Origin of the sequence: Staphylococcus lutrae (genome assembly GCF_002101335.1) — a bacterium.
In the GTDB taxonomy this organism is placed as follows: Bacteria; Bacillota; Bacilli; order Staphylococcales; family Staphylococcaceae; genus Staphylococcus; species Staphylococcus lutrae.
In genome coordinates this window covers 1557330-1582489 of record NZ_CP020773.1, presented here as the reverse complement: position 1 = coordinate 1582489, position 25160 = coordinate 1557330, and the positions used below count along the sequence as shown (strand labels likewise).

At 37.9% G+C, this 25160-nt stretch carries 23 protein-coding genes and 1 pseudogene; 5 read left to right on the top strand and 19 right to left on the bottom strand.

Annotated features, from left to right (window positions below; genetic code table 11):
- Positions 1-89: 89 nt before the first annotated feature.
- The 3 genes from B5P37_RS07265 to B5P37_RS07255 are packed head-to-tail and all read right to left on the bottom strand — an operon-like array spanning position 90 to position 3254.
- Positions 90-740, bottom strand: a complete 651-nt coding sequence (locus tag B5P37_RS07265) for an ABC transporter ATP-binding protein (RefSeq protein WP_085237588.1) — start codon at positions 738-740, stop codon at positions 90-92.
- On the bottom strand, positions 740-2941 hold the full coding sequence (locus B5P37_RS07260; protein WP_085237587.1) for an amino acid ABC transporter permease: 2202 nt from the start codon (positions 2939-2941) through the stop codon (positions 740-742). The genes B5P37_RS07265 and B5P37_RS07260 overlap by 1 nt, the downstream gene beginning before the upstream one ends.
- A gap of 19 nt (positions 2942-2960) precedes the next feature.
- Entirely contained in the window at positions 2961-3254 is a 294-nt protein-coding gene (locus tag B5P37_RS07255; RefSeq protein WP_085237586.1) for a hypothetical protein, read from the bottom strand.
- Positions 3255-4357: 1103 nt separating this feature from the next.
- Between B5P37_RS07255 and B5P37_RS07250 the strand changes: the two genes are divergently transcribed.
- Complete coding sequence (locus B5P37_RS07250) at positions 4358-6043, top strand: YSIRK-type signal peptide-containing protein (protein ID WP_085237585.1); 1686 nt, start codon at positions 4358-4360, stop codon at positions 6041-6043.
- Positions 6044-6644: 601 nt separating this feature from the next.
- Here the strand turns inward: B5P37_RS07250 and B5P37_RS07245 are convergent.
- The 7 genes and pseudogenes from B5P37_RS07245 to tadA form a co-directional block, all read right to left on the bottom strand.
- Positions 6645-6824: pseudogene (locus B5P37_RS07245) on the bottom strand (IS256 family transposase); the annotation flags it as partial.
- Positions 6818-6970 (bottom strand): hypothetical protein, encoded by a 153-nt coding sequence (locus B5P37_RS12370; RefSeq protein WP_425319123.1) that lies wholly within the window; start codon positions 6968-6970, stop codon positions 6818-6820. The pseudogene B5P37_RS07245 and the gene B5P37_RS12370, both read right to left, overlap by 7 nt.
- A gap of 127 nt (positions 6971-7097) precedes the next feature.
- Positions 7098-7448, bottom strand: coding sequence for an SdpI family protein (locus tag B5P37_RS07235; protein ID WP_085237583.1), 351 nt, complete (start codon positions 7446-7448; stop codon positions 7098-7100).
- Positions 7449-7625: 177 nt separating this feature from the next.
- Positions 7626-7913: a CPBP family intramembrane glutamic endopeptidase gene (locus tag B5P37_RS12365; RefSeq protein ID WP_085237582.1), complete on the bottom strand. Its 288-nt coding sequence runs from the start codon at positions 7911-7913 to the stop codon at positions 7626-7628.
- Positions 7914-8346: 433 nt separating this feature from the next.
- Positions 8347-9213 (bottom strand): Cof-type HAD-IIB family hydrolase, encoded by an 867-nt coding sequence (locus tag B5P37_RS07225; RefSeq protein WP_085237581.1) that lies wholly within the window; start codon positions 9211-9213, stop codon positions 8347-8349.
- A 165-nt stretch (positions 9214-9378) separates the two neighbouring features.
- Entirely contained in the window at positions 9379-10557 is a 1179-nt protein-coding gene (locus tag B5P37_RS07220; protein ID WP_244898601.1) for an MFS transporter, read from the bottom strand.
- A 535-nt stretch (positions 10558-11092) separates the two neighbouring features.
- On the bottom strand, positions 11093-11563 hold the full coding sequence (gene tadA / locus B5P37_RS07215; protein ID WP_085237579.1) for a tRNA adenosine(34) deaminase TadA: 471 nt from the start codon (positions 11561-11563) through the stop codon (positions 11093-11095).
- Positions 11564-11633: 70 nt separating this feature from the next.
- Between tadA and B5P37_RS07210 the strand changes: the two genes are divergently transcribed.
- Together B5P37_RS07210 and B5P37_RS07205 are read left to right on the top strand one after the other, a co-directional pair.
- Positions 11634-12251: a deoxynucleoside kinase gene (locus B5P37_RS07210; RefSeq protein WP_085237578.1), complete on the top strand. Its 618-nt coding sequence runs from the start codon at positions 11634-11636 to the stop codon at positions 12249-12251.
- Positions 12244-12909, top strand: a complete 666-nt coding sequence (locus tag B5P37_RS07205; RefSeq protein ID WP_085237577.1) for a deoxynucleoside kinase — start codon at positions 12244-12246, stop codon at positions 12907-12909. The genes B5P37_RS07210 and B5P37_RS07205 overlap by 8 nt, the downstream gene beginning before the upstream one ends.
- A gap of 140 nt (positions 12910-13049) precedes the next feature.
- Here the strand turns inward: B5P37_RS07205 and B5P37_RS07200 are convergent, their stop codons facing one another.
- Entirely contained in the window at positions 13050-13754 is a 705-nt protein-coding gene (locus tag B5P37_RS07200; protein ID WP_085237576.1) for an HAD family hydrolase, read from the bottom strand.
- Positions 13755-14055: 301 nt separating this feature from the next.
- Here B5P37_RS07200 and sph point away from each other — a divergent pair, with 301 nt between their 5' ends.
- Complete coding sequence (gene sph, locus B5P37_RS07195; RefSeq protein ID WP_085237575.1) at positions 14056-15051, top strand: sphingomyelin phosphodiesterase; 996 nt, start codon at positions 14056-14058, stop codon at positions 15049-15051.
- 162 nt (positions 15052-15213) lie between these two features.
- Here sph and B5P37_RS07190 read toward each other — a convergent pair whose 3' ends face one another.
- From B5P37_RS07190 to B5P37_RS07180, 3 genes are all read right to left on the bottom strand, one after another.
- The gene (locus B5P37_RS07190; RefSeq protein ID WP_085237574.1) at positions 15214-16290 is read right to left on the bottom strand and encodes a branched-chain amino acid aminotransferase; all 1077 of its coding nucleotides are present in this window, start codon (positions 16288-16290) and stop codon (positions 15214-15216) included.
- A gap of 234 nt (positions 16291-16524) precedes the next feature.
- Positions 16525-17487 carry an NAD-dependent epimerase/dehydratase family protein gene (locus B5P37_RS07185; protein WP_085237573.1) on the bottom strand — a complete coding sequence of 321 codons (963 nt, stop codon included), beginning with the start codon at positions 17485-17487 and terminating at the stop codon, positions 16525-16527.
- Positions 17488-17707: 220 nt separating this feature from the next.
- The gene (locus B5P37_RS07180; protein WP_085237572.1) at positions 17708-18895 is read right to left on the bottom strand and encodes a glycine C-acetyltransferase; all 1188 of its coding nucleotides are present in this window, start codon (positions 18893-18895) and stop codon (positions 17708-17710) included.
- Positions 18896-19005: 110 nt separating this feature from the next.
- On the opposite strand from B5P37_RS07180, the gene B5P37_RS07175 reads away from it, so the two are divergent.
- A complete protein-coding gene (locus B5P37_RS07175; RefSeq protein ID WP_085237571.1) occupies positions 19006-20172 on the top strand; it encodes an amidohydrolase in 1167 nt (388 codons plus the stop codon).
- A 62-nt stretch (positions 20173-20234) separates the two neighbouring features.
- On the opposite strand, the gene tuf is transcribed toward B5P37_RS07175, so the two are convergent.
- From tuf to B5P37_RS07150, 5 genes are all read right to left on the bottom strand, one after another.
- Positions 20235-21422 (bottom strand): elongation factor Tu, encoded by a 1188-nt coding sequence (tuf, locus tag B5P37_RS07170; RefSeq protein WP_085237570.1) that lies wholly within the window; start codon positions 21420-21422, stop codon positions 20235-20237.
- A gap of 147 nt (positions 21423-21569) precedes the next feature.
- Positions 21570-23651, bottom strand: coding sequence for an elongation factor G (fusA, locus tag B5P37_RS07165; RefSeq protein ID WP_085237569.1), 2082 nt, complete (start codon positions 23649-23651; stop codon positions 21570-21572).
- 143 nt (positions 23652-23794) lie between these two features.
- Positions 23795-24265 (bottom strand): 30S ribosomal protein S7, encoded by a 471-nt coding sequence (gene rpsG, locus B5P37_RS07160; protein WP_014614746.1) that lies wholly within the window; start codon positions 24263-24265, stop codon positions 23795-23797.
- An 80-nt stretch (positions 24266-24345) separates the two neighbouring features.
- Complete coding sequence (rpsL, locus tag B5P37_RS07155; RefSeq protein ID WP_037566320.1) at positions 24346-24759, bottom strand: 30S ribosomal protein S12; 414 nt, start codon at positions 24757-24759, stop codon at positions 24346-24348.
- 95 nt (positions 24760-24854) lie between these two features.
- Complete coding sequence (locus B5P37_RS07150) at positions 24855-25109, bottom strand: 50S ribosomal protein L7ae-like protein (protein ID WP_085237568.1); 255 nt, start codon at positions 25107-25109, stop codon at positions 24855-24857.
- Positions 25110-25160: the final 51 nt, after the last annotated feature.

The following is a 25160-nucleotide window of genomic DNA, read 5'->3' as shown; positions in this document are numbered from 1 at the left end:
GCTCCATCCAACACAACATACAATGATTTTTAGCATACTTGGTTTAACACTCATTGACACCCTAAAAATATCCATGGTTGATATACTGTTCAATTCAACGCACTTAAGTTAATCACTCTATCTGCTTGTTGCGCTTGTTCCATATTATGTGTTACTAAAACAACCGTTTTTCCATGCTGATCTCTCAATTCTTGAATTAATTGGAAAGCTGTATGTGCAAGTTGTGGATCCAGTGATCCGGTAGGTTCATCAGCAAGTATGATGTCTCCCGGTTTTAAAATGGTTCTCGCTACTGCGACACGCTGCTGCTCCCCACCTGATAAAGTGTTAATTGTGTTCTGTGCTAAATCCTCTATCCCCAAACGCCTTAAAACGTGTTCTATTTTTTTATATTTTTCATATCTATTTAATTTAACATATTCAAGCGCAATCATGAGGTTTTCCTTGACTGATAAGTTTGATATTAATGCATAAGACTGAAATAAATAGTTAATCGTCTTTCTTCTTATTCGTGTCGCAGCCATAGAATGAATATTGGGTAGCGGTTGTCCATATATTTTTATTTCGCCCTCTTCTATCGTTTCTAATAAACCCATCATATTTAATAAGGTCGACTTCCCACACCCTGACTGACCAACAATCGCTACAAACGCACCTTGATCTATTGACAAAGAAAAACCATCTATAACCTTTCTATTCCCGAACCTTTTAGTCACCTGTTTGATTTCTATTGCTTTCATTATGTTCTCTCCTTTATTGCAAGAAGTAATTGTTTAATATCATTACGTGTCATATAGAAATAAAAAACGAACAATTGAATGACCTCATAAATGATCATAATGATAATGCCTGACTTGGAATGCCGTAAGTAAACAATACCTAAGTCTATGATCCAAATGATCGTCATTATCATTAATGGCTTGTTGTACATTTTTAAAAAGCCATATCCTAAAAACTTAGAAATATAACAGCGTTCATTATTAGAAAGACGATAGACATAAGCAATTGATAATAAGACTAAAATCGAAAGCAATAAACCTGTTAAAATGGCTAATCCAAACCATGTGATAGTCTCTACTAAGTCTTTTTGCAGTCCATCGATATAGACCCGTATGGGAACAAAATCTAAGGCGTTATCATCTAAATGATATTGTGACAAATAACCTTGTGTGGTATACTTTTCAGCCGTTTGTTGATTGTCAAATTTAATGTAGCCATTCATTTCATTACTTCTCAAGCTTCCTGACTGCATATCATTCATATTCGCTGGTGTGATGATGTAAACAATAGGATTTGATACCATCACATGAGAATCTGGTTTGACACTCCAATTAAATATCTCTTTGTCATAATGATACGATACAAATTCAAAGCGGTTATTTTCGTTAAAAGCAGTCATCATATCACTATCTTTCGCAACACTCTTCTCACTTTCTTTAATCCATTTTTTAAATTTTTCTCTTTCGCTGTCACTGTATGTGTCTGGTATTAAAAAGACCTTTGTTCCCTGTTCTGCTGAAGTTAACGACTGATGATGCACCTTGATTCCTATTTTCTTCAAATAGTTAGGAGAAAATGTCATATACCAAAATGGGGTTTCCGGTAGATTTTGATAAACCTTATTCCGTCTATAATCATCTAGCAACCTTCGACTTATATACTCAGAATGGGCAATATAGACATCAGGATCTTCGACAATAGATTGATACCATTGATAAACATCTTTATTCAATATATTAGATTTTCCAGCAATAGAAGCTTGGTCATCACCGACATTAACCGTCTTGAGCGTATACACATCTATCACCGACTGCCATTGTTTCGATATCTGAATATTACTAACGACTTGTTTCATAGGACTATCCATATAGAGACTTCCGATTACAAGCAGACCACTGAGTAGCACGTAACCTATCCCACCAATTAAATAGAGTAAAGGCATCGACATTTTCCCTTTAATGGCGTTAATCGGCTTCATGGAAAAAACGACTCCTCCCGCAAAGCTAATCATTAAAAAGATGAGAATAGTATGAATGACACCTCCTAAAAAGAAATAGGAGAGTGCTCTTAATGAAATAGCATACCATCCGCTTACCCACCAAGAAATTACGCCTAGTATCGGTATAAGTAAAATTGAGAAAATAACAAATTGTTGAAACAGCTTTTTAGCAAGCGTAAGCTTTGACCAGCCAAGTAAGGTTAAAAACCCTAAATTCTTTAAACTTGAGAGGGCAATAGCTACAAACAAAGTAAATAATGCCACCATATTCAGTAATAATAAGCCTGAAAGTGTCTGTGGAAGCATGCTCCCCAGTTCAATCATCCCTTGACTTGGCGACATGAGTGATGTTGTTGACTGGTGTGTTACAGCAGATAATTCTTGTAACAATTGCTCTTTTTCCTGATCACGATGAAGCCCATAGACCGTATAAGAACCTTCTACACTTTTGGTGATATCCATATAATCTTGCATTTTAAGAATCGAATACCGTTTTGAAAATTGAGGACTGTCTATTTTCTTAATACTATGAACCGAACCATTAAAAGGGCCAATCGTTGCATTTTTTTCTCGACTCGAGAATAATTTAACAATATCTTGAGACGATACGATAACGTGATTAAAAGATTGGATAACAGGAAATTGCTTTGCATCTCCAACTACCCCTATCACTTTATGTCCGGTATCGTTATTGATGGTAGAAGTCATAAACATGAGATGTGGATGACGATGAAAGATGTCAAGAATTTCGTCTTTTTGTTCAGTCGTCTTATATTTTACATAAAATGTGTCATGGTCTGACGTACTTTCTATACTTTCCCATTGATTGTCATAATCATCTCCTAAATGAAAAGTCACCATCATTAGAATCAATACCGCTTGCATCACAATCAAAATAAACGTGAGATATTTTATTTTTCCTACGAATTGTACATGTCTCATCTTATTTTACCTTTTATGTCTATCTGCAGTTCCAATAAGCAACTGCCTTTTTAAATCCAACATATTGTTGTGCATATGCGCTAGTTCCAGGTCTCTTCCAACCAGAAAAGATCGCATTGGCAGTTGCGGAATGCATAAATTTTCCCGTTTGAACATTAGAGTAACTGTAAAAAAAATGTTTTCTGCCATGCTCCCAATGTATTTTCACTCCTTTAAAAGTAGGACTTTCTGTAGCTGCATCTATCACAGCAGGAATAGACATCATCATCGAAATAGATAACAAAAAAACAACAACCCATCTTTTGATATTCATATCCATCTCTCCTTAAAACATCATGATATATCACCTCATTATAATGATAGCGCCAATTATTGTAAAGTAATTATAATATATTTATTTTAATTAATATACATATTTATATTAATATATATACCACAAATTATAAAATAATAAGGTCCCCCAAAAATCCAAATATTTGATAACAATAAAGCCTGTTCTTTAAGAAGCGAATAATGACTGACACAAAAGCTTTGACCTCAAAATCGTCGCTATAATAAATTTTCTGGTCTCATATCAATGATGTTGATTCTTTATCAAATTGAGCTGGTGAGCAAAAATTATAGAGATTCAGCGACATAAAGTGGGCTTGGTCTCTTTTTGATTTGGTCTACAAAAGATTCGTACATAAAATAAGACAACTTCGTAGGGGGTAGGTTGTTCATAAAATTTTAAAAGTGTTTTCTAGTCACGCTGCTATTGATTGTATAAAGTGCTCTGAGCTATTTTAAAACGGAGCATCACTGTGACATAGGGCTCAATTATTTGAGCACCGTAAGATGAAATTGTTAATAAGAATATCATCTACATGATCTTGTCTGCAAAATTCACATCATTCAAGACCATCACTTAACTGATCAAAATAAAATAAAGCTAAGGCACCTTTATCCTTCTTCTTCAACCTCATCTTCATCATGCGTCATGCATTGTTACTAAGATTTTTCTACTATTGATGAAACCACTCTAGGTAGAGCGTAACCCCTTTTCACTCATATTATCGTACCGTTTACATTACAAAGCCTAAATATATTGGACTGTATCTCCTTTAGCAGTGCGCACAATTTTATCCTATTTTCTTCAGATATCACATTGCAATGGATACCTATGTCTATCGCTAATGTTCCTATTCCCATGTCTGTATTGGTTCTTTACCTTCAAGTTCTTGCGTATGATGAACATACAAAACCGCTTAAATAAAGCGCTATTTTTTATAAAAACTAATTAGTTGACGTATGTTAATTTTAGAATTAAACTAAATAGTAGAAAACAATCTCTCAATCTTAGTGATTTTTTAAAGGTAGTTTTAGAGTGAATAATCTTTATCTAGTTGTAAGTTTATTTAGGGGGTAAATTAATTTATGAAAAAGTTAAAAAGTCTTGATTTTTTGCCAAACAAGCTGAATAAGTATTCCATTCGTAGGTATACAGTGGGAACAGCTTCTATTTTAATTGGTTCATTGATGTACTTAGGGGTATCGAACAATGCCGATGCATCCGAATTGAATGAACAGACTAAAGCAGAGGCTACAAGTCCAATGGTGGATGTTGTCAATCCAACTACTGAGACACCTCAAACCAATTCAGCAGTTGCTACACCAGTTGAAGGACAACAAGCAAATCCAATAATGATGAGTCCAGGCACAGGTGAAAACGTAGGTTCAAACATTATTGTTGAAGATGATGATATGCAAAACAATACTGTGGGTCCAAGTACAGGTGAAAACGTAGGTTCAAACATTATTGTTGAAGATGATGAATCAGATGCTGATGCTGATGCTGACGCTGATGCAGATGCTGATGCCGACGCTGATGCGGATGCTGACGCTGATGCAGATGCTGACGCCGACGCGGATGCTGATGCGGATGCTGACGCTGATGCAGATGCTGATGCCGACGCTGATGCGGATGCAGATGCGGATGCTGACGCTGATGCTGATGCCGACGCGGATGCGGATGCTGACGCTGATGCTGATGCTGATGCTGATGCTGATGCTGATGCAGATGCGGATGCTGACGCGGATGCCGACGCTGATTCGGATGCTGATGCAGATGCTGACGCGGATGCGGATGCAGATGCCGACGCTGATGCCGACTCGGATGCTGATGCCGATGCGGATGCTGACGCTGATGCTGATGCCGACGCTGACGCTGATGCGGATGCTGACGCTGATGCGGATGCTGACGCTGATGCAGATGCTGATGCTGATGCGGATGCGGATGCTGACGCTGATGCAGATGCGGATGCCGACGCTGATGCCGATGCCGACGCTGATGCTGACGCGGATGCTGACGCGGATGCTGACGCCGACGCTGATGCCGATGCCGACGCTGATGCGGATGCGGATGCTGACGCGGATGCCGACTCAGATGCGGATGCGGATGCGGACGCTGATGCGGATGCGGATGCTGACGCTGATGCGGATGCGGACGCTGATGCTGATGCCGACGCTGATGCTGATGCCGACGCTGATGCTGATGCCGACGCTGATGCTGATGCGGATGCGGATGCTGACGCGGATGCCGACTCGGATGCTGATGCCGATGCGGATGCTGACGCTGATGCTGATGCCGACGCTGACGCTGATGCGGATGCTGACGCTGATGCGGATGCGGATGCCGACGCCGACGCTGATGCCGATGCTGATGCCGACGCCGACGCGGATGCTGATGCCGATGCTGATGCCGACGCCGACGCGGATGCTGATGCCGATGCCGATGCCGACGCTGATGCCGATGCCGACGCTGATGCCGATGCCGACGCTGATGCCGATGCCGATGCCGACGCTGATGCCGACGCTGATGCTGATGCGGATGCCGATGCTGACGCTGATGCCGACTCAGATGCTGATGCGGATGCTGACGCTGATGCGGATGCGGACGCCGACGCGGATATGGATCACAATAATGATAAAAATACAAAAGCATCTTTACCAAATACAGGTCAAACAACAAATACTGCACCACTTGCAACAGGCACACTGTTAGCTGGATTAGGCACACTATTCCTTTCTAGAAGAAGAAAGAACAACAAAGATCAATCATAATTTTATAGGGCATACCGTTCATCTTGAGCGGTATGCCCTGCTGTACATATTGCTATGGAAATCTTGTTTAATGCTATTTTAAACAGATTTGAAGTTGAAATGTTTGAACTGAGTCAACATGATGTTGTCAATTGAGGTATAATTCATAAAAAGGTATTCATTTGTTATATCAAAAGATCGAAAAATTTAAGCAAAGCAATATCTATTATATTGACAGGCATAAAACGAATCCTGACTTCATTAAAATGGACTTTTTGTATGAAAAGACGTAGGTTTCATTCGAAGTGATTGTGAAAGAAATGCTGTAAACAAGAAGGGCTGCTATTGATTTTGATGTGAGTAATAATGGGAAGCGGACACTGTCATTTTTAACTTGCCATTGACACATCATCTATATTTTGTGCTATCATTCACTAAATATCATATAATGAATCGCCACAATAGATTAGTTTTGTTTAGACAAAGAAGCATAACATGAAGAGGTTAATAGAGTAGGAAGTGCTCGTCCTCATCATTAAAGGAACTAGGACATAAATATGTTTTAGAGCGCAAAACAGGAAGAACTTCTATATTAAAGGGTTTCTCAAATGAAGTGTGTAAGTTATTCAAGATATTTTATGACTCTATCTTTAATTTGATTATGCAAAAGAAACTGATTCATAACCATAGACCCATTTGGAATGAAACCAGTTGACCATTTCTTTTCAAGTTCCTTAGTTCGTATAAACAGAAGTTTTAGGAGTGCATTCTCATTTGGGAATGCACCCTTTTTTGTTACTTTTGGTAACTTGAATGAATAAAGTTTGATGGTGATGCATTTGGGAATTGTGTAGCATTCTTGCCTGAATGAGTATATACAACGTTATAGGTCGATTCCCTAGGACTTTTACTATAGAAAGCCCAACCTTGAGGGAAAAATTCATACATGTGTTTTCCTATTACAGACGTCTTATCTTTTATAGGGTTATTAGGAAAAATGTCTTGAGTTGCTACAAAGAACAACATAACATATGCCACTAAAGTTACCATAAAAAGTAGTGACAACCTTTTATTATTATTTTTGTTCTTTTGTAAATTTTTTCACCTTTGTTTCTGTTAATGTAATTATTACAATAACTGATAAAAAGTAAATTAAAGCTTGAATGATAATAGAGCTACTATTCAGAAAATTAATCACATCGTAAATAATCCAAATGCTACCCATGAACATCAAAAGAAACTGGGTCTTAATAAAAATCTTTTTAAACTCCTTTTGAGAGAAGTCCCATACTTTTTTAGATTGCATAGATGTTGGAGTTCTGTAACCAATAAAAAAGTTAGGCTTATCACCAACTTCATTTTTTTGAGCAAAAAAGACTAAATATGTGGTTGCTAAGGATAATACACACAATCCCATCAATAACATTGTCACACCCCATTATTAGAATTATGATTTAATATAAATCACACTTGGATTATACAATATTTTTTATTTCAATTAAAATTTCTCCCTAACTGTTGAAGTTTAGTTCCTAACTATTGTAAACAAATATACATATTACTTTTTATTAGATGTATGTTCTTTTTAGAAACTAATAATACGTTACAGATATGATACAAATATTTGATACATTACCAATAAAGTAAGATTGTATGAAGAGTGTAGTATTATATTATTAATAATTTTTCCAGTTTTATGATACAACCAACAAAATATTAAGCCTGTGCCTATTAAAGGTAAAATATATTCGCTTAAATGTAATAATGCAAAAACAATTGAAGAGAAAAGTGCAGTGACTCGTTTTTGATTAAAAATCCTATTTAGAAAACTCCATAAATACTTTCGAAATATTAACTTTTCTACTAAAGGCGATATGAAGATACAAATCATTAATAAAAATGTATTGTTAAGATATTTTACTGAATCACTTGTAGCAATCCTATTTACTATATAGAACTCGGGTAGTATGGGACTTCATCTTGTTTAGTAGACTCATCCATTCTACATAGCCTTAGTATGATGTTTCTGTTCGTCGGTGCGCGTGTTTGCGTCCGACTTCCTTCAGATTCCACCTCACGATGGACACCCTTGTCATTCGCTAACAGTGCCTACTAACAAGCCTGTAACGAACTTTCACCGTCAAGTTGTTATCTATATCGGGGCACCATAAAAACGCATTAAACAACAAAATAACGTTGCTTAATGCGTGATCGTCTCACCAATCGACGTTGACAAAAAACCTTTAGATCATATCTAAAAAGATCGGATTTATCCGGCCCCTAGTCTCTCATCTTTTATGATATTCCCATGTCACATAATTTTTCTATTCGTCTTTCCCCAACACACGATAAATCGCTTTGGCAACTCCACTGTTTTCATTGGAATCCGTGACAAATGTTGCACGTTCTTTTAATTCTGGCAATGCATTTTCCATCGCAACTGCTACACCTACACGGTCTAGCATAGATTTGTCATTCAAATTATCTCCGACTGCCATCGTCTCGGACATATCGATTCCCAACTGTTCAGCAAGCGTTTGCAATGCGAGACCTTTTTGTGCATCGCTATGCGTGATTTCAATATTGCCAATCGATGAAGAGGAAACAGCCAAATTACTACTGTTTGCTAATTCTGCTTTGACACGCTCAATTTTTTCTAAATCTGTGTCATGCGCCAAAACTTTCATAATCAATTCCCCTGGCACCGCTTCAATGTGATTATAATTCTCGACGACTTTTAATGTCCCAATGTCAATACGATGATCGATGTGCGCTCGTATTTTTTCCACGTTCGGTTGTTGGCCTGCACGTTCAGCAATATCTACATAGATTGCTAAGTCTCTTTCAGGATCTTCAGTATAAATACCAAAATTTGTATACACTTGATAATAAATGCCTTCACGATTTAAAACGTCTCGAATACGTTGATATAACCCGTGATTTAAACTTGAAGTATGAACAATATCAAAACTTTCATCCCTAACTTCTGCACCATTTAAACAGATGTAAGGGACCTTTAATCCTGTTGGAATAATGGGATCATTTGCTTCGTAAAACGCGCGTCCCGTCGCAATTACCACTGTAATCCCTTGAGACTGTGCATATTGAATCGCTTTGATATTTTCTTGTGACACTTCATGTGCAGCATTTAATAAAGTTCCGTCCATATCTGTTGCAATCAATTTAATCATACAATTTCACCTTTATCCTCTTAAGGGAGTGTAAAATCCCCCTCTCTTTTTCATGCACTTCATTATAACATAGAACACAAAAAAACGCGTGCCATTTCTGACACGCCCATACTGTCATCTTCCACTTTCACGAGATAACAACCGTTCTATTAAAAAACACTCTGATTAATGCACATCATTCTTTTTGAATAGCACACTAAACACTAACGATAAGAGCATGATTGCTAATCCAATGATTAAAAAATTTAAATGATTTGATGGATTTAATATGGCAGCAAAGGTTCCTGTTCCGATGGGCATAAAAAGAACTGCTACTGTAAAGATAATCCCAAACACTCTACCGAGCAACGCACTCTCCACGTCTCGTTGTATAACCGAGAAAAATTGAATATTGAAAATGGAAAGAAATAAGCTGAATAAGGCTGGGGAAAACGCAAGAATCACGGCATTATGAAACGTAAAGTACACGGGTGTAATCAATGTGAGCATCAATCCAGATAACGCTAAAAACATCATTAAACGCATCATCGATAATTGTTTATTCACAACACCACTTAATATCGCTCCAGCAAAGCCACCTATTGCTTCTGCCGTTAAGAAAGTTCCGTACAGTCTATCTGATAAATGTCCAAACATCTGACTACTATATGGTAGCAACAGATTATAAGCTGCTAGAAAAAAGTTAACGAGTGCCGATAGAACAATAATGATAAAAATAGATTTATGGTGATACACATACACAAATCCTATTTTTAAGTCCTTAAAAATATCGCTGATTGACGTCTTCTCTTTTGTTGCTACTTCTTTATTCACAGGGATAATAAAGAACACCAGTAATGCAGATATTAAAAATGATAATCCATCAAGCAATAAAACACCGTGTACCCCTATCATATGGTATAAAAAAACAGCAATCATGGGAATCGTTACTTTGATGATGGTACTCGTTGTTTCCAAGAGAGAATTAAGTCTAGCAATACGATCCTTTCTTACAATTTCTTTAGTAAATGCTTTATAGGATGGACCAGAAAAAGCGCTCATCAATGCTAAAAAGACATTCGTCAGCACAATCGCATAGATTAACCATTGTTCTTGAGTGATAAATGAGAGCATCACACAAGCAACACCACATAAGATATCTGTCCAAATAATGATTTTTTTGCGCCTAAAGCGATCCGCCATCACACCACCAAATAAATTGAATAAAACACCTATTATATTTTCCAAAGATTGATAGATTGCAACCAATGATAGCGAAGTTGGATTTATCCCAGCAAGAAATGTATTATTCGCAAAATCAAACATGATATCTCCAATTCGAGAGATCCCTTTACTACTTATCAAAAATAGAATATTATTTTTTTCGTTTGTTTTCACTTTAAATTCCTTTCATTTAAAAATTTAAGTCCTTATTATGCTAAGTTCCTCACTACATTTGAGCTGTATCGGTGTCCTCACCCCGAATCCAATTGTTTTAAGATCACATCGACCAGAAACATGGCGTTCTGAACGCATATTGTGAATATTCAAAATTTAATCCTTTTATCTGTACCTTACAAATTGATAAAAAACACGCTGCCTTTTTAACTTATTATCGACAGTTGTATTTCCCAAAATGGCAGATGATATGAAATGCTTTGATTCTTTCTCTATGTATCTCTAATTTATTTAATATTCAATCTTTTTTATTCAGATGTCAAGCAATTTTTTAAACTTATTTTATATTATAAGTACGATAAACGGACATCCACCAGTTGCTCAAAATGTCTTGTCACTTCAAATTTTTTCAAACTCAAAAAAGGCTTTAAAACGAACCCATTTCAAGCCTTTCTCTGAATTTCATTATTTTGATGACAAGGTAGAGGTCACCCTCTCATGCCTACTTTTTTTGTTTTTTGCGCATCCGTAATGATTTGAAAAATTGACGTAAGATTTCACCACAGGAATACGCAAGAACGCCTGTTACGACCGTCGCGCGATGGTTCATTCGGTGATCTTGGACGAGATTCATCAAACTGCCCACGCAGCCCCCTTTCGGATCAGCCGCACCATAGACTACCTGATCCACCCGACTCATCACAATCGCGCCTGCACACATCACACAAGGTTCCAGTGTCACATAAAGCGTGCAGCCTTCTAAACGCCATGTCCCTAATACTTTCGCCGCTTGTTCGATGGCGATATGTTCTGCATGGGCAGTCGGTTGTTGGTCTATTTCTCTTAAATTATGCGCGCGTGCAATGATTTCCCCATCCTTCACCACAATTGCGCCGATAGGGACTTCCCCTTTTTGAGCGGCTTGCCTCGCCTCTTCTAACGCAATTGACATATAATATTGATGACTTGTCATACAGAAATAGCCTCACTTATGTTAAAATTTGTAGTATTGATTCAATTAAAATAATAATGGAGCGAAAAAAATGAAAAAACCGTTTATCGCAATTGAAGGTCCGATAGGCGTTGGCAAATCTTCACTCGCACATCTGTTAAGTCAATCTTATCACTTTTATGAAGCGAAAGAAATTGTTGGCGAAAACCCTTACCTATCTGATTTTTATACTGATATTTCAAAGTGGAGTTTTCAAACGGAGATGTTTTTCTTATGTCACCGTTACAAAGCTTATCAAGACCTCGCTGAACATACGGAAGGTATTGTCAGTGACTATCATATCTATAAAAACAAGATTTTTGCACGCAATACATTAAATGAAATAGAATATGACAAATTTTCACGGATTTATGATATTTTAACCGAAGATCTCATTCATCCCGATTTTACTGTCATTTTAGATGCAGATTTAGCTGTGCTCAAAAAACGCATCGCTCAACGTGATCGTCATTTTGAAGCACATATTGAAGACAGTTATTTACTTAAATTAAAAGAAGACTACGCAAATTACTACACTTCTTTAAAAAATGAAGGACATGCAGTGTTATGGATTGATACCACACACATCGATTTTGTCCAAAACGAAGCAGATTATCATGCGATACGTCATCAAATTAACGAACTCATCGGAGGCTATGAAAATGAATGAATATAATATTCCATCCAATGCCGTCATTACTATTGCGGGGACTGTAGGTGTTGGCAAATCTTCTTTAACACGGGCGCTTGCCGAAAAACTCAACTTTAGAACTTCATATGAAAACGTTGAACACAATCCATACTTAGATAAATTTTATCACGACTTCAATCGTTGGAGTTTTCATCTCCAAATTTATTTTTTAGCTGAGCGCTTTAAAGAACAAAAGCGTATGTTTGAATACGGTGGCGGTTTTGTTCAAGATCGTTCGATTTATGAAGACGTTGATATTTTTGCAAAAATGCATGAAGAACAAGGGACCATGTCACGTGAAGACTTCGATACATATTCAAACCTTTTTAAAGCCATGGTCTTAACCCCCTATTTTCCAAAACCAGATGTGCTGATTTATCTTGAATCAGATTATGATACTGTGATTAATCGCATTCAAACGCGCGGACGTCAAATGGAAATCGAAACAGATCCTGAATATTGGAAAATGTTATTCAAACGCTATGATGACTGGATTAATCAGTTTAACGCATGCCCCGTTGTCCGTGTGAACATCAAAGAATATGATTTGTACGAAGATCCCGCTTCCATTGATATCGTCTTGAAAAAAATCGAACAAGTCATCCAAACATACAGACAAGTTGATCCACGTTCATAGACCTTTGTGCGAGGTCTTAAAATAGCCGAGATTGAAACGCCCCTAAAGTTGTACCTTAACATTCAACTTTAGGGGTTTTATTTTGATGTAACGCTTGACGTTTACCGCCTTAGTTAAGAATGAAAAGGAGATACGCCCCATTATTCTGAAGTCATCTCCGTTAAAACATCTTCTAATAAACCCACATGATCAATGACCGCATCCGCCGCATCAAATGTCGCATCCCTGCCTAGACCCGTTCTCACACCTACATTCAATGCACTCCCCATATTTTTACCGGTACGCATATCAATATCTGTGTCTCCAACCATAACAACCTGCTTCCCACTAATCCCCTGTTCCCATAAAGGATTAAGCAAACGAATGTCTGGTTTTTCATATTGCCCCTCATTTGTTGAAATCAATAAATCAAAATAACCTTCCAGACCTGTCTGCTCAATAAACTGAGTCATGCCTGTCGCATTATCACTTGTCACAAGACCTAATCGGTACGACTGGACTTTTAAACGTTCAAGCAATGTCTGAACACCCGGGTAAAGTTCAATTTCAGGAACACGCTGACGCATCAACTTTTGACTCTGTTGTGACACCCATTGCGACACATCTTGTTGCGTGAACTGTTGAAACACATCAATCATCTCTGCCAATGTACCGCGCTCCATCACACTGCCTTTAACAAATTGATTGCCGTTAACGCCGATTGCACGATACACAGACGCTACATCTTTAATATTAAAATGCGCACAAACATCATTGACGAGCTGAATCCCTATTTTGACCCAACTTTCATCAAAATGAATCAAAGTCCCATCTTTATCAAATAAAATCCATTTCAATTGCGCCATCAATTTCCCTCCATTTTTATAGCTCTTTAGCCTACATCATACATCGAATATACGTTAAAGACGAGATAAACCCATTTCACTACGTGTATGCACTATAACAATAGCATTCAAATACACGATTCACACCTCAAAGATTTTAAACTATAGCACAAAATAAATACAGACCATTAAATCTTTTTACGTATAAAAAGCATTCTAATATTTCATTTTAATACCTTAAATATATCTTAAAATATTTTTAATAATAATTTAATTGTTTTATCTAATACAAGGTATATTATTTAATTGAGGAGTGGTAAAAATGAAAAATATTATTAGAAAAAAGAAATTAATGTCTTTAGCTTTAGCGACTTTAATGTTCACTGGGATCGTCAATACTGGGGAAGTACGCGCAGCATCTCCTGCGCCTCATTCAGAATTAACGTTAGCCACACATAACGTTTATATGTTGTCCACCTATTTATATCCAAACTGGGGTCAAAACATCCGGGCCGACTTAATCGCCAAATCGCAGTATATCAAAGGAAACGATGTCGTCATACTAAATGAAGTATTTGATAATGGCGCGTCAGACCGATTACTAAACAATCTAAAAGCTGACTATCCTTATCAAACAAGCGTGCTAGGGCGTTCAACATCGGGCTGGGATCGAACAGAGGGGAATTATTCGAGCTCAACATTTGAAGATGGTGGGGTCGCTATCGTGAGTCAATACCCTATCAAAGAAAAAATTCAACACGTCTTTCAACATGGTTGTGGCTTCGATAACAATAGTAATAAAGGCTTTGTTTATACTAAAATCGAAAAAGAGGGTAAATTTGTCCACGTCATCGGTACACATACACAATCCGAAGATTCACAATGCGGTGCTGGACACGACAGAACAATTCGTGCTGAACAAATGAAAGAGATCAGTACATTCGTAAAAAATAAAAACATTCCAAAAGATGAAGTGGTTTACATCGGTGGAGATTTGAATGTCAATAAAAATTCAACATCTGGAGAATACCAAGAGATGCTTAAAAACTTAAATGTGAATGATGTGATTTATAACGGTTATACAAGCACTTGGGATCCGAAATACAACTCTATTGCGAAATATAATTTCCCTAATGCACAGCCGGAATATTTAGATTATATTTTTGTCGATAAAAATCATAGACAACCTGGGAAATTAGTCAATGCGGCAATTAATGAGAAAGCACCTACATGGGATGTTTACAAATTCCCTTACTTATATGTCTACAATGATTATTCAGACCATTTCCCTGTAAAAGCGTATAGTCAATCATCTTGATGATGACTTCACATGCAGAAAACATGGCTGATACAGGCAACGAAAAGCGAGAAAACTTGAGTATCCAAGATTTCTCGCTTTTAAATATAGGCGAATGCTCAATAGCATATTAATAGTAAAAATAATTTCCCACGCTATTGAACCTGTCCGATGAAATACCTTTTAATATCTTGGTACGACAACACGCCAACCTTGTGGATCTTCTAATTGTCCGCTTTGTATACCAGTATATTGATCATAAAGATGTTGTGTAATCGGCCCAGTTTTGTTGTCGTTAATCACCATCTGCTGGTCTTTAAATTGCAACGTTCCAACAGGAGATATGACCGCCGCTGTCCCCGTACCGAAAATCTCTTCCAAATCACCTTGATGATAGAGTTCGAACAACTCTTCTATAGAAATACGGCGTTCTTCTGTTTCATAGCCTAATAACGTCGCAAGTTCTAATACTGTTTTACGCGTAATACCCGGTAGAATACTGCCGTTAAGCGCAGGTGTCACAACTTTTCCTTTGATGACAAAAAAGATGTTCATACTACCGACTTCTTCTACGTATTTTTGCTCTACACCGTCTAACCATAAGACTTGATCAAAACCAAGTGCATTGGCATTAGCTTGTGCGAGTAAACTTGCTGCATAGTTACCAGCTACCTTTGCAAAACCGACGCCTCCCCGTACTGCACGCACATATTCATCTTCAACATAAATTTTTGTCGGACGTAATGAGTCACCACCATAGTATGAACCTGAAGGCGACAATATAATCAACAATCGATACTCGTGGGAAGGATGAACCCCTAACACACCTTGTGTTGCAAATACAGTAGGTCGAATATATAACGATTGACCTTCCCCATCAGGCACCCAATCTCGATCAATATCGACAAGTTGTTTCAATCCTTCTAGTAATAAAGATTCATCAATTTCCGGCATTTTCAACCGTGCTAATGACTGATTAATACGTTTAAAGTTTTCCTCAGGTCTAAATAATACAACCTCGCCATCATGCTTATATGCTTTTAATCCTTCAAAAACAGACTGTCCGTAATGGATGCTTTGCGCAGCAGGAGATATCTCAATTGGACCATAAGGAATAATCTTTAAATCGTGCCATCCTTTATCTGATGAATACTCAAAACTTAACATGTAATCAGTAAATACTTCACCAAAAGTCAGCGTATTAAAATCTGGCTTTTCTTTCAGCGAAGGACTTACTTCTAATTTGACTTGATCTGACATGATTATTCCTCCTATATGTAATTTCATATATGACATTATATCAGTGTAAGTCTTATAATTCAACGAGTATTCCGAAAATTTAAAATAATTAATGCCTATTAATTTAATATTTTACAACCTTACTTCAATTATCCATTATTATTTTGTATCTTTAAATGACAATAAAAAGTAAGGTCTCGCAAAAACAGTCAATACCGATTTATTGCTTTACCTTACTTTTTATCTCGATTTATTTTATTGCACTTTATGATTTTCTTTTTCGCGAATACCTTCAAGCATACGCACAGTCATCTTCTCTAAATCATATTGTGGATTAAAGCCCCATTCTCCACGTGCACAACTTGTATCAATATTGTCTGGCCAACTTTCCGCAATGTCTTGACGGGCAGGATCGACATCATAATCTAATGTAAAATCAGGAATATGCTCTTGAATCGCTGTTTTAATCATTTCAGGCTCAAGGCTCATCGCACTTAAGTTATATGCATTACGGTGGATCAATTTTCCGCCATCCGCTTCCATCAATTGAATAATGGCATCAATGGCATCGTCCATAAACATCATATCCATATAGGTGTCTTTAGCAATATAACTTGTATATCGTCCCTCACGAAGTGCTTGAAAATATATATCTACCGCATAGTCTGTCGTTCCTCCACCTGGTTCTTTCACATAAGAAATCAAACCAGGAAAACGGACGCTACGTGTATCCACTCCAAATTTAGTGAAGTAATAGTCACATAGAAGTTCCCCAGAAACTTTATTCACACCGTACATCGTATTCGGACGTTGTATGGTGACTTGAGGTGTATTTTTCTTAGGGGTATTCGGACCAAATGCACCAATTGAGCTCGGTGTGAAGAATTGTAAGCGATATTTACGAGCAGTTTCTAATGCATTAATTAAACCACCCATATTCAAATTCCAAGCCAATAATGGTTTTTGTTCACAAGTCGCTGATAATAATGCCGCCATATGCATGAGCGTATCAGGTTTAAACGATTCGACTAATTGTATCATTCTATTTTCATCTGTGACATCAAGCACCTCAAAAGGGCCTGCAGCAACGATAGAATCTGCCTCTGGTTCACGGATATCTGTTGCTAAAACATTGTCATTCCCATAGATTTCTCGACATTTCGCAACAAGTTCCGTTCCAATTTGCCCTAGTGCACCTGTAATCATTATTCTTTTCATCGTCTTCCATCTCCAATCTGTCTTTATCACGCGGACATATGCGTTTCTTGCACAATCATTTTCTCCAACAACTATTCAGATTATACCATTTAAGCGATTTATTGTATATCTATCAAACACATCGTCACACAGTCCCATATTTAAATCGCTATTCGACATATCAAAAAAGAGGTGAACACCGCTTCAAGATGCTTCACCTCTCATGTATGCACAATTCGTATTAAATGATGTCGAGTTCTTTACCTACACGTTCATACACTTCTAATGCTTGATCTAACATTTCTTTTGTATGTGCGGCTGTAGGCATGTTACGAACACGTCCCGTACCTCGTGGAACAGTTGGGAAAACAATCGATTTCACATAGATCCCCTCTTCCATTAGACGCTTACTAAATTGTTGTGTTTTCTTTTCATCACCAATAATCACTGGTGTAATCGGCGTTTCAGATGCACCAGTATTAAAACCTAAACGTGCTAAACCGTCTTTTAAGTAGTTGGCATTTTCCCATAAACGATCATGAAGCGCTGTAGATGCCATCAATTTCTTCACTGCTTCTGTAATCGCTTTTGTGTCTCCAGGCGCCAATGATGTTGAGAATAAGAATGGACGTGATTGTGCTTTCAACCAGTCTATTAACTTTTGACTCCCCGCAACATAACCGCCGACAACACCGATTGCTTTTGATAACGTACCGATTTGGAAGTCCACTTTATCTTGCAAACCAAAGTGTTTCACTGTTCCTGCACCTTTACCCATCACACCTGAGCCATGTGCGTCGTCAACATATATCATGATGCCATATGCTTCACAAATTTCAACAATCTCAGGTAACTTCGCAACATCACCGTCCATACTGAAGACACCATCAGTAATGTACATCACTTTGTTATAGAGCCCTGATTCTACAGCCTCTTTGGCTTTTTGACGTAAATCATCCATATCTGAGTGATTGACACGAATAATTTTAGCTTTTGATAAGCGACAACCATCAATAATTGAAGCATGGTTTAACTCATCAGATAAAATCGCATCATTTTTATTCATAACTGCTGAAATTGCTGCCATATTACAGTTAAACCCTGATTGATACGCAACTGCTGCTTCAGTCCCTTTAAATTCTGCTAATGTTGCCTCTAATTCATCGTGTAAATCTAAAGTCCCGTTAATCGAACGAACGGCACCTGCTCCGACACCATGTGAATCGATTGCACTTTTAGCAGCTGCTTTTAAGTCTTCATTTGTTGCTAAGCCTAAATAGTTGTTTGAAGACAAATTAATGTATTTTTTACCATTAATTTGAATTTCTGGTCCATTTGCACCTTCTACTGTGTCAATCTCGTTGTATAGACCATTTTCTTTTAAATGGTTTAAATTTTCATCAAGAAAATCGTTTAAATGTTGTACCACCGTCAATTCCCCTTTCACCTTTTCAATTATCTTTATCATAACGTATTTTGAACAAAGTTAAAAGCAAGTGTATAATAAATAAAATCACTGTACTGAAGGAGAGAGTTATTGTGAAAGATTGGTTTCAACTGGCATCTGACAAAGAAGAGGAGATGATACGTACACGTCGCTACCTCCATCAGCATCCTGAATTGTCATTTCAAGAAAAGCATACAGCGACTTATATTTTAAACAGATTAAAGGCATTAAATTTTCAAATTGAAACACCTGTCGGGCGTCACGGTATCGTTGCACGTATCAATGGCTCACAAAATGGACCAACAATTGCATTACGCGCGGATTTTGATGCCCTCCCCATCCAAGATTTAAAGGCGGTTGCTTATCGTTCGACCATCCCAGGTGTGATGCATGCATGTGGACATGATGGACATACTGCGATTTTATTAACAGTCGCTGAACTCCTTCACGAACATCAACACCAACTTAAAGGTACTGTCATCCTTATTTTTCAATATGGTGAAGAAGTCATGCCGGGAGGTGCCCAAGAGATGATTGCTGATAATGCCTTAATGGGCGTCGATAAAGTCTATGGCAATCATTTGTGGACGGGTTATCCTACAGGCACGATTCATTCACGTCCAGGACCGATGATGGCACAACCTGATGAATTTACCGTTACAATCCATGGTAAGGGCGGACATGGCGCAAAACCGCATGAAACGATTGATCCTATTGTTATTTTGGCTGAATTTATTTTAAGTACCCAAAAGATTATTTCTCGTACGCTAGACCCTGTCAAACAAGCCGTCATCTCTTTTGGAAAAATCGAAGCTGGTGAGGCAGATAATGTCATTCCTGATACTGCAACTTGTCGCGGAACAGTACGTACCTTTGAAACGGATATTCAAGCACATATTTATCACAAAATGGACCTGTTGTTACAGGGCTTGTCCCTTGCTAATGACGTCACTTATTCATTTGACTATATTAAAGGATACTTACCTGTATACAATCATGCGCCCTCAGTCGAAACAGTGCAAAAAGCAGCCGATGCGCTCAATTTTAGATACCGCACCGCTGACTTAATGATGGTCGGTGAAGATTTTTCTTATTATTTAAATGCACGACCTGGTGCTTTTTTCTTAACAGGATGTGGGAATGCTGAAAAAGGTACAAATTGGCCGCATCATAGTCCTCATTTTGATATAGATGAACAAGCTATGAAATACGCAGTCAGTACCTTTATGAAAATCCTTGAACTTGAATCACTGTTTTAAATGATCGAATCAAAAAAGAGCTGGCGAAAAACGCCAACTCTTTTTTATCTATAACATATAGATTATTTTTCGATTTCAGTAACAACGCCTGATCCTACAGTACGTCCACCTTCACGGATTGAGAAACGTGTACCGTCTTCGATAGCGATTGGTGAAATTAATTCAACTTCCATTTCAACGTTGTCACCAGGCATTACCATTTCAGTACCTTCTGGTAAATTAACAACACCTGTTACGTCAGTTGTACGGAAATAGAATTGTGGGCGGTAGTTAGAGAAGAATGGTGTATGACGACCACCTTCGTCTTTTGATAATACGTAAACTTCCGCTTTAAATTTTGTATGTGGTGTGATTGAACCAGGTGCTGCTAAAACTTGACCACGGTTGATGTCTTCACGTGCAACACCACGTAATAAAGCACCAATGTTGTCTCCAGCTTCAGCGTAGTCTAATAACTTACGGAACATTTCTACACCAGTAACAGTTGTTTTAGAAGATTCTTCAGTTAAACCGATGATTTCTACTTCGTCACCAACTTTGATTTGACCACGTTCAACACGGCCTGTCGCTACTGTACCACGACCAGTAATTGAGAAAACGTCCTCAATCGGCATCATGAATGGTTTGTCTGAGTCACGGTCTGGTGTTGGAATGTAAGTGTCAACCGCATCCATTAGTTCTAAGATTTTTTCTTCGTATTGTGGGTCGCCTTCTAAAGCTTTTAATGCTGAACCAGCGATTACAGGAACGTCATCACCTGGGAAGTCGTATTCAGATAATAAGTCACGTACTTCCATTTCAACTAATTCTAATAATTCTTCATCGTCAACCATGTCAACTTTGTTTAAGAATACAACTAATGCAGGTACACCTACGTTACGTGATAAAAGAATGTGCTCACGAGTTTGTGGCATTGGACCATCAGCAGCTGATACTACCAAGATACCACCGTCCATTTGAGCCGCACCAGTAATCATGTTTTTAACATAGTCCGCGTGACCTGGGCAGTCAACGTGTGCATAGTGACGTTTTTCAGTTTGGTATTCGATGTGTGAAGTATTGATTGTGATACCACGTTCTTTTTCTTCTGGTGCGTTGTCGATCATGTCGTATGATTGTGCAACAGAGTCACCATGTTTTGCTAATACAGTTGCGATAGCCGCTGTTAAAGTTGTTTTACCATGGTCAACGTGACCGATAGTACCGATATTGGCATGTTCTTTTGAGCGATCGAATTTTTCTTTTGCCATTATAAAATCTCTCCTCTTTGATTAAGAATTAATTATTTTAATATCTCTCATGAAAGTTTCTCACCAACATGAGAGAAATCATGTTATTTCCTTTATAAATCATTTCTTAGAAAAAATCAATTTAAAAAACAGTAGGGTTCAGAATGATTAAGCCCCTTTATTCTTTTTGATGATTTCCTCAGAAATTGATTTAGGTACTTCTGCGTAGTGATCGAAGTACATTGTGTAAGTACCACGACCTTGTGTATTAGAACGTAATGAAGTTGCGTAACCAAACATTTCTGAAAGTGGAACATATGCATTAACCACTTGTGCGTTACCACGTGCTTCCATACCGTCTACACGGCCACGACGTGCTGTAACGTCACCCATGATATCACCCATGTATTCTTCAGGCATTTCGATAGTAACTTTCATCATCGGTTCTAAGATAACAGGATCACATTTTTTAGCAGCTTCTTTAAGCGCTAAAGATGCAGCAATTTTGAAGGCCATTTCAGATGAATCGACATCATGGTATGAACCGTCAAATAATTTTGCTTTTACATCAATTAATGGATAACCTGCTAATACACCATTTTCCATTGCGTCTTTAAGACCTTGTTCAACTGATGGAATGTATTCACGAGGAACAACACCACCAACGATAGCATTTTCAAACTCAAAGCCTGCGCCAGTTTCGTTTGGTGTGAATTCGATGTGAACATCACCATATTGACCACGACCACCAGATTGACGAGAGAATTTACCTTGAACGGCTGCAGATTGTTTGAATGTTTCACGGTAAGATACCATTGGTGCACCCACATTCGCTTCTACATTAAATTCTTTCTTCATACGGTCAACAATGATGTCAAGGTGAAGCTCACCCATACCACCAATGATAACTTGACCTGTTTCTTCATCTGTATGCGCTTTGAAAGTTGGATCTTCTTCTTGAAGTTTAACAAGCGCTTGAGTCATTTTATCTTGGTCCGCTTTAGACTTAGGTTCAACTGATAAGTGGATAACTGGCTCTGGGAATTCCATTGACTCAAGGATGATGTCATTTTTCTCTCCACAAAGTGTATCCCCTGTACCTGTATCTTTAAGACCTACAGCTGCTGCGATATCACCAGAGTATACGCTGCTGATCTCCTCACGTGAGTTCGCATGCATTTGTAAAATACGTCCTACACGCTCACGCTTACCTTTAGTTGAGTTTTTAACGTATGAACCTGAAGTTAATGTTCCTGAGTATACACGGAAGAACGTTAATTTACCAACATAAGGGTCTGTCATTACTTTAAACGCTAATGCTGCGAATTCCGCATCATCATCTGCTTTAGCAATAACTTCTTCTTCAGGGTTGTCAATACGATGACCTACGATTGGTTTAACATCTAAAGGTGATGGAAGGTAATCAATAACAGCGTCCAACATTAATTGAACACCTTTGTTTTTGAATGCTGTACCACATAAAACCGGATAGAATTCAACGTCTGTAGTCGCTTGACGGATTGCGTCTTTAAGCTCTTCAACAGTGATTTCTTCCTCTTCAAAGATTTTTTCCATTAAACCTTCATTTGTTTCAGCAACAGCTTCAATTAATGCTTCACGTGCTTCTTCTGCACGCTCACGATAATCCTCAGGAATTTCAGTTTCTTCAATTTCAGTTCCTAAGTCGTTCGTGTATTTGAAACATTTCATTGTGACTAAGTCGATGATTGCTGAGAAATCATCTTCCGCACCGATTGGTAATTGAATTGGTGCAGCATTTGCTTGTAAACGGTCATGTAGTGTGCTAACTGCATAATCAAAGTTTGCACCTAGTTTGTCCATTTTGTTTACAAATACGATACGTGGTACGCCGTATGTTGTTGCTTGACGCCAAACTGTCTCAGTTTGTGGTTCTACACCTGATTGTGCGTCTAAAACAGCAACTGCACCATCAAGTACACGTAATGAACGTTCAACTTCTACTGTGAAGTCTACGTGTCCTGGTGTATCGATGATGTTAACACGGTGACCCTTCCAAGCTGCAGTTGTAGCGGCTGAAGTGATCGTAATACCACGGTCTTGCTCTTGTTCCATCCAGTCCATTTGTGAAGCACCTTCATGTGTTTCACCAATTTTATGGATACGTCCAGTGTAATAAAGAATACGTTCAGTCGTCGTCGTTTTACCTGCATCAATGTGTGCCATGATACCGATATTACGCGTGTTCTTTAAAGAAAAATCTCTTCCCATAGGTATTCTTTCTCCTTCCAGAATAATAGGATTATATGATCAGATATAGCTTTACCCTAAGCATGTATAGCACAGTTCATTCACAAGCGATAAAGCAAGTTGACGGGACTATACGGAAATTGCTCAGGGAATTCGCAAATATCTTACCAGCGGTAGTGCGCAAATGCTTTGTTCGCTTCAGCCATTTTGTGAGTGTCCTCACGTTTTTTAACTGCACCACCAGTGTTGTTAGCTGCGTCTAAGATTTCGTTAGCTAAACGCTCTTCCATCGTTTTTTCACCGCGAAGACGCGCATAGTTTACTAACCAACGTAAACCTAAAGTAGTACGACGCTCTGGACGAACTTCTACAGGCACTTGATAGTTAGAACCACCTACACGGCGTGCTTTAACTTCAAGTACTGGCATAATATTGTTGATTGCTTCATCGAAAACTTCCATAGCATCACGACCAGAACGTTCTTGAACTAAGTCAAATGCTGAATAAAGAATACGTTGAGCAGTTCCACGTTTACCATCTAACATAATCTTGTTGATTAATTTTGTTACTAATTTAGAGTTGTGAATTGGATCTGGTAACACATCTCTTTTAGGTACTGATCCTTTACGAGGCATAATATAAGTCCTCCCTTCCTATTATAATATATTTGATTTCTTGCGAGATGACTAAAAAGAATTTTTACATTTTTTTAATCTTATTTTTTAGGTTTTTTCGTACCGTAAAGTGAACGACCTTGCATACGACCGTCAACACCTGACGTATCTAAAGCACCACGAACGATATGGTAACGCACACCTGGTAAGTCTTTTACACGTCCACCACGTACAAGTACAACACTGTGCTCTTGTAAATTGTGGCCAATACCAGGGATGTATGCGTTGATTTCAATGTTATTTGATAAACGCACACGTGCATATTTACGCAACGCTGAGTTTGGTTTTTTAGGTGTCATTGTACCCACACGTGTACATACGCCACGTTTTTGTGGAGAATTCAATTTAGTAAATTGTTTCTTTTGACTATTAAAACCTCTATTTAAAGCTGGTGAATCAGATTTTTTAGTTTTGCTTTGTCTTGGTTTACGTACTAATTGGTTAATAGTAGGCATTCAAGTTTCCTCCTCTCTTGATTTCTTAATCCCACACATCCAGGTGGTTCATTTTTTGGTCAAATAAAATTTAGTAAGTATTTCACTTACTAATCTCACTTCAGCAAAGCAACGACTGTCGCTTTTACATTGATACCCACGTATTCTCCAAGCGCTTGTTGGCTTGAAAAAAATTCAATCGGTATCTTATTTTGATTGGCAAAGCTTAACACGCATGCGAGTAGATGCACATTTACATCTTCACCTATAATCAGTTTGCGTACCCGTTGTTGCCGAAGCGCTTTTAACGTTTCTTTTAAACCAACAACGCAGGCTTGTTTGTCAAAGCGTGTGACTTTTTCATTAGACATTTTCATATCCTCCAAAGTACTGCTTGCATCAACCTTTACTATATTATCATT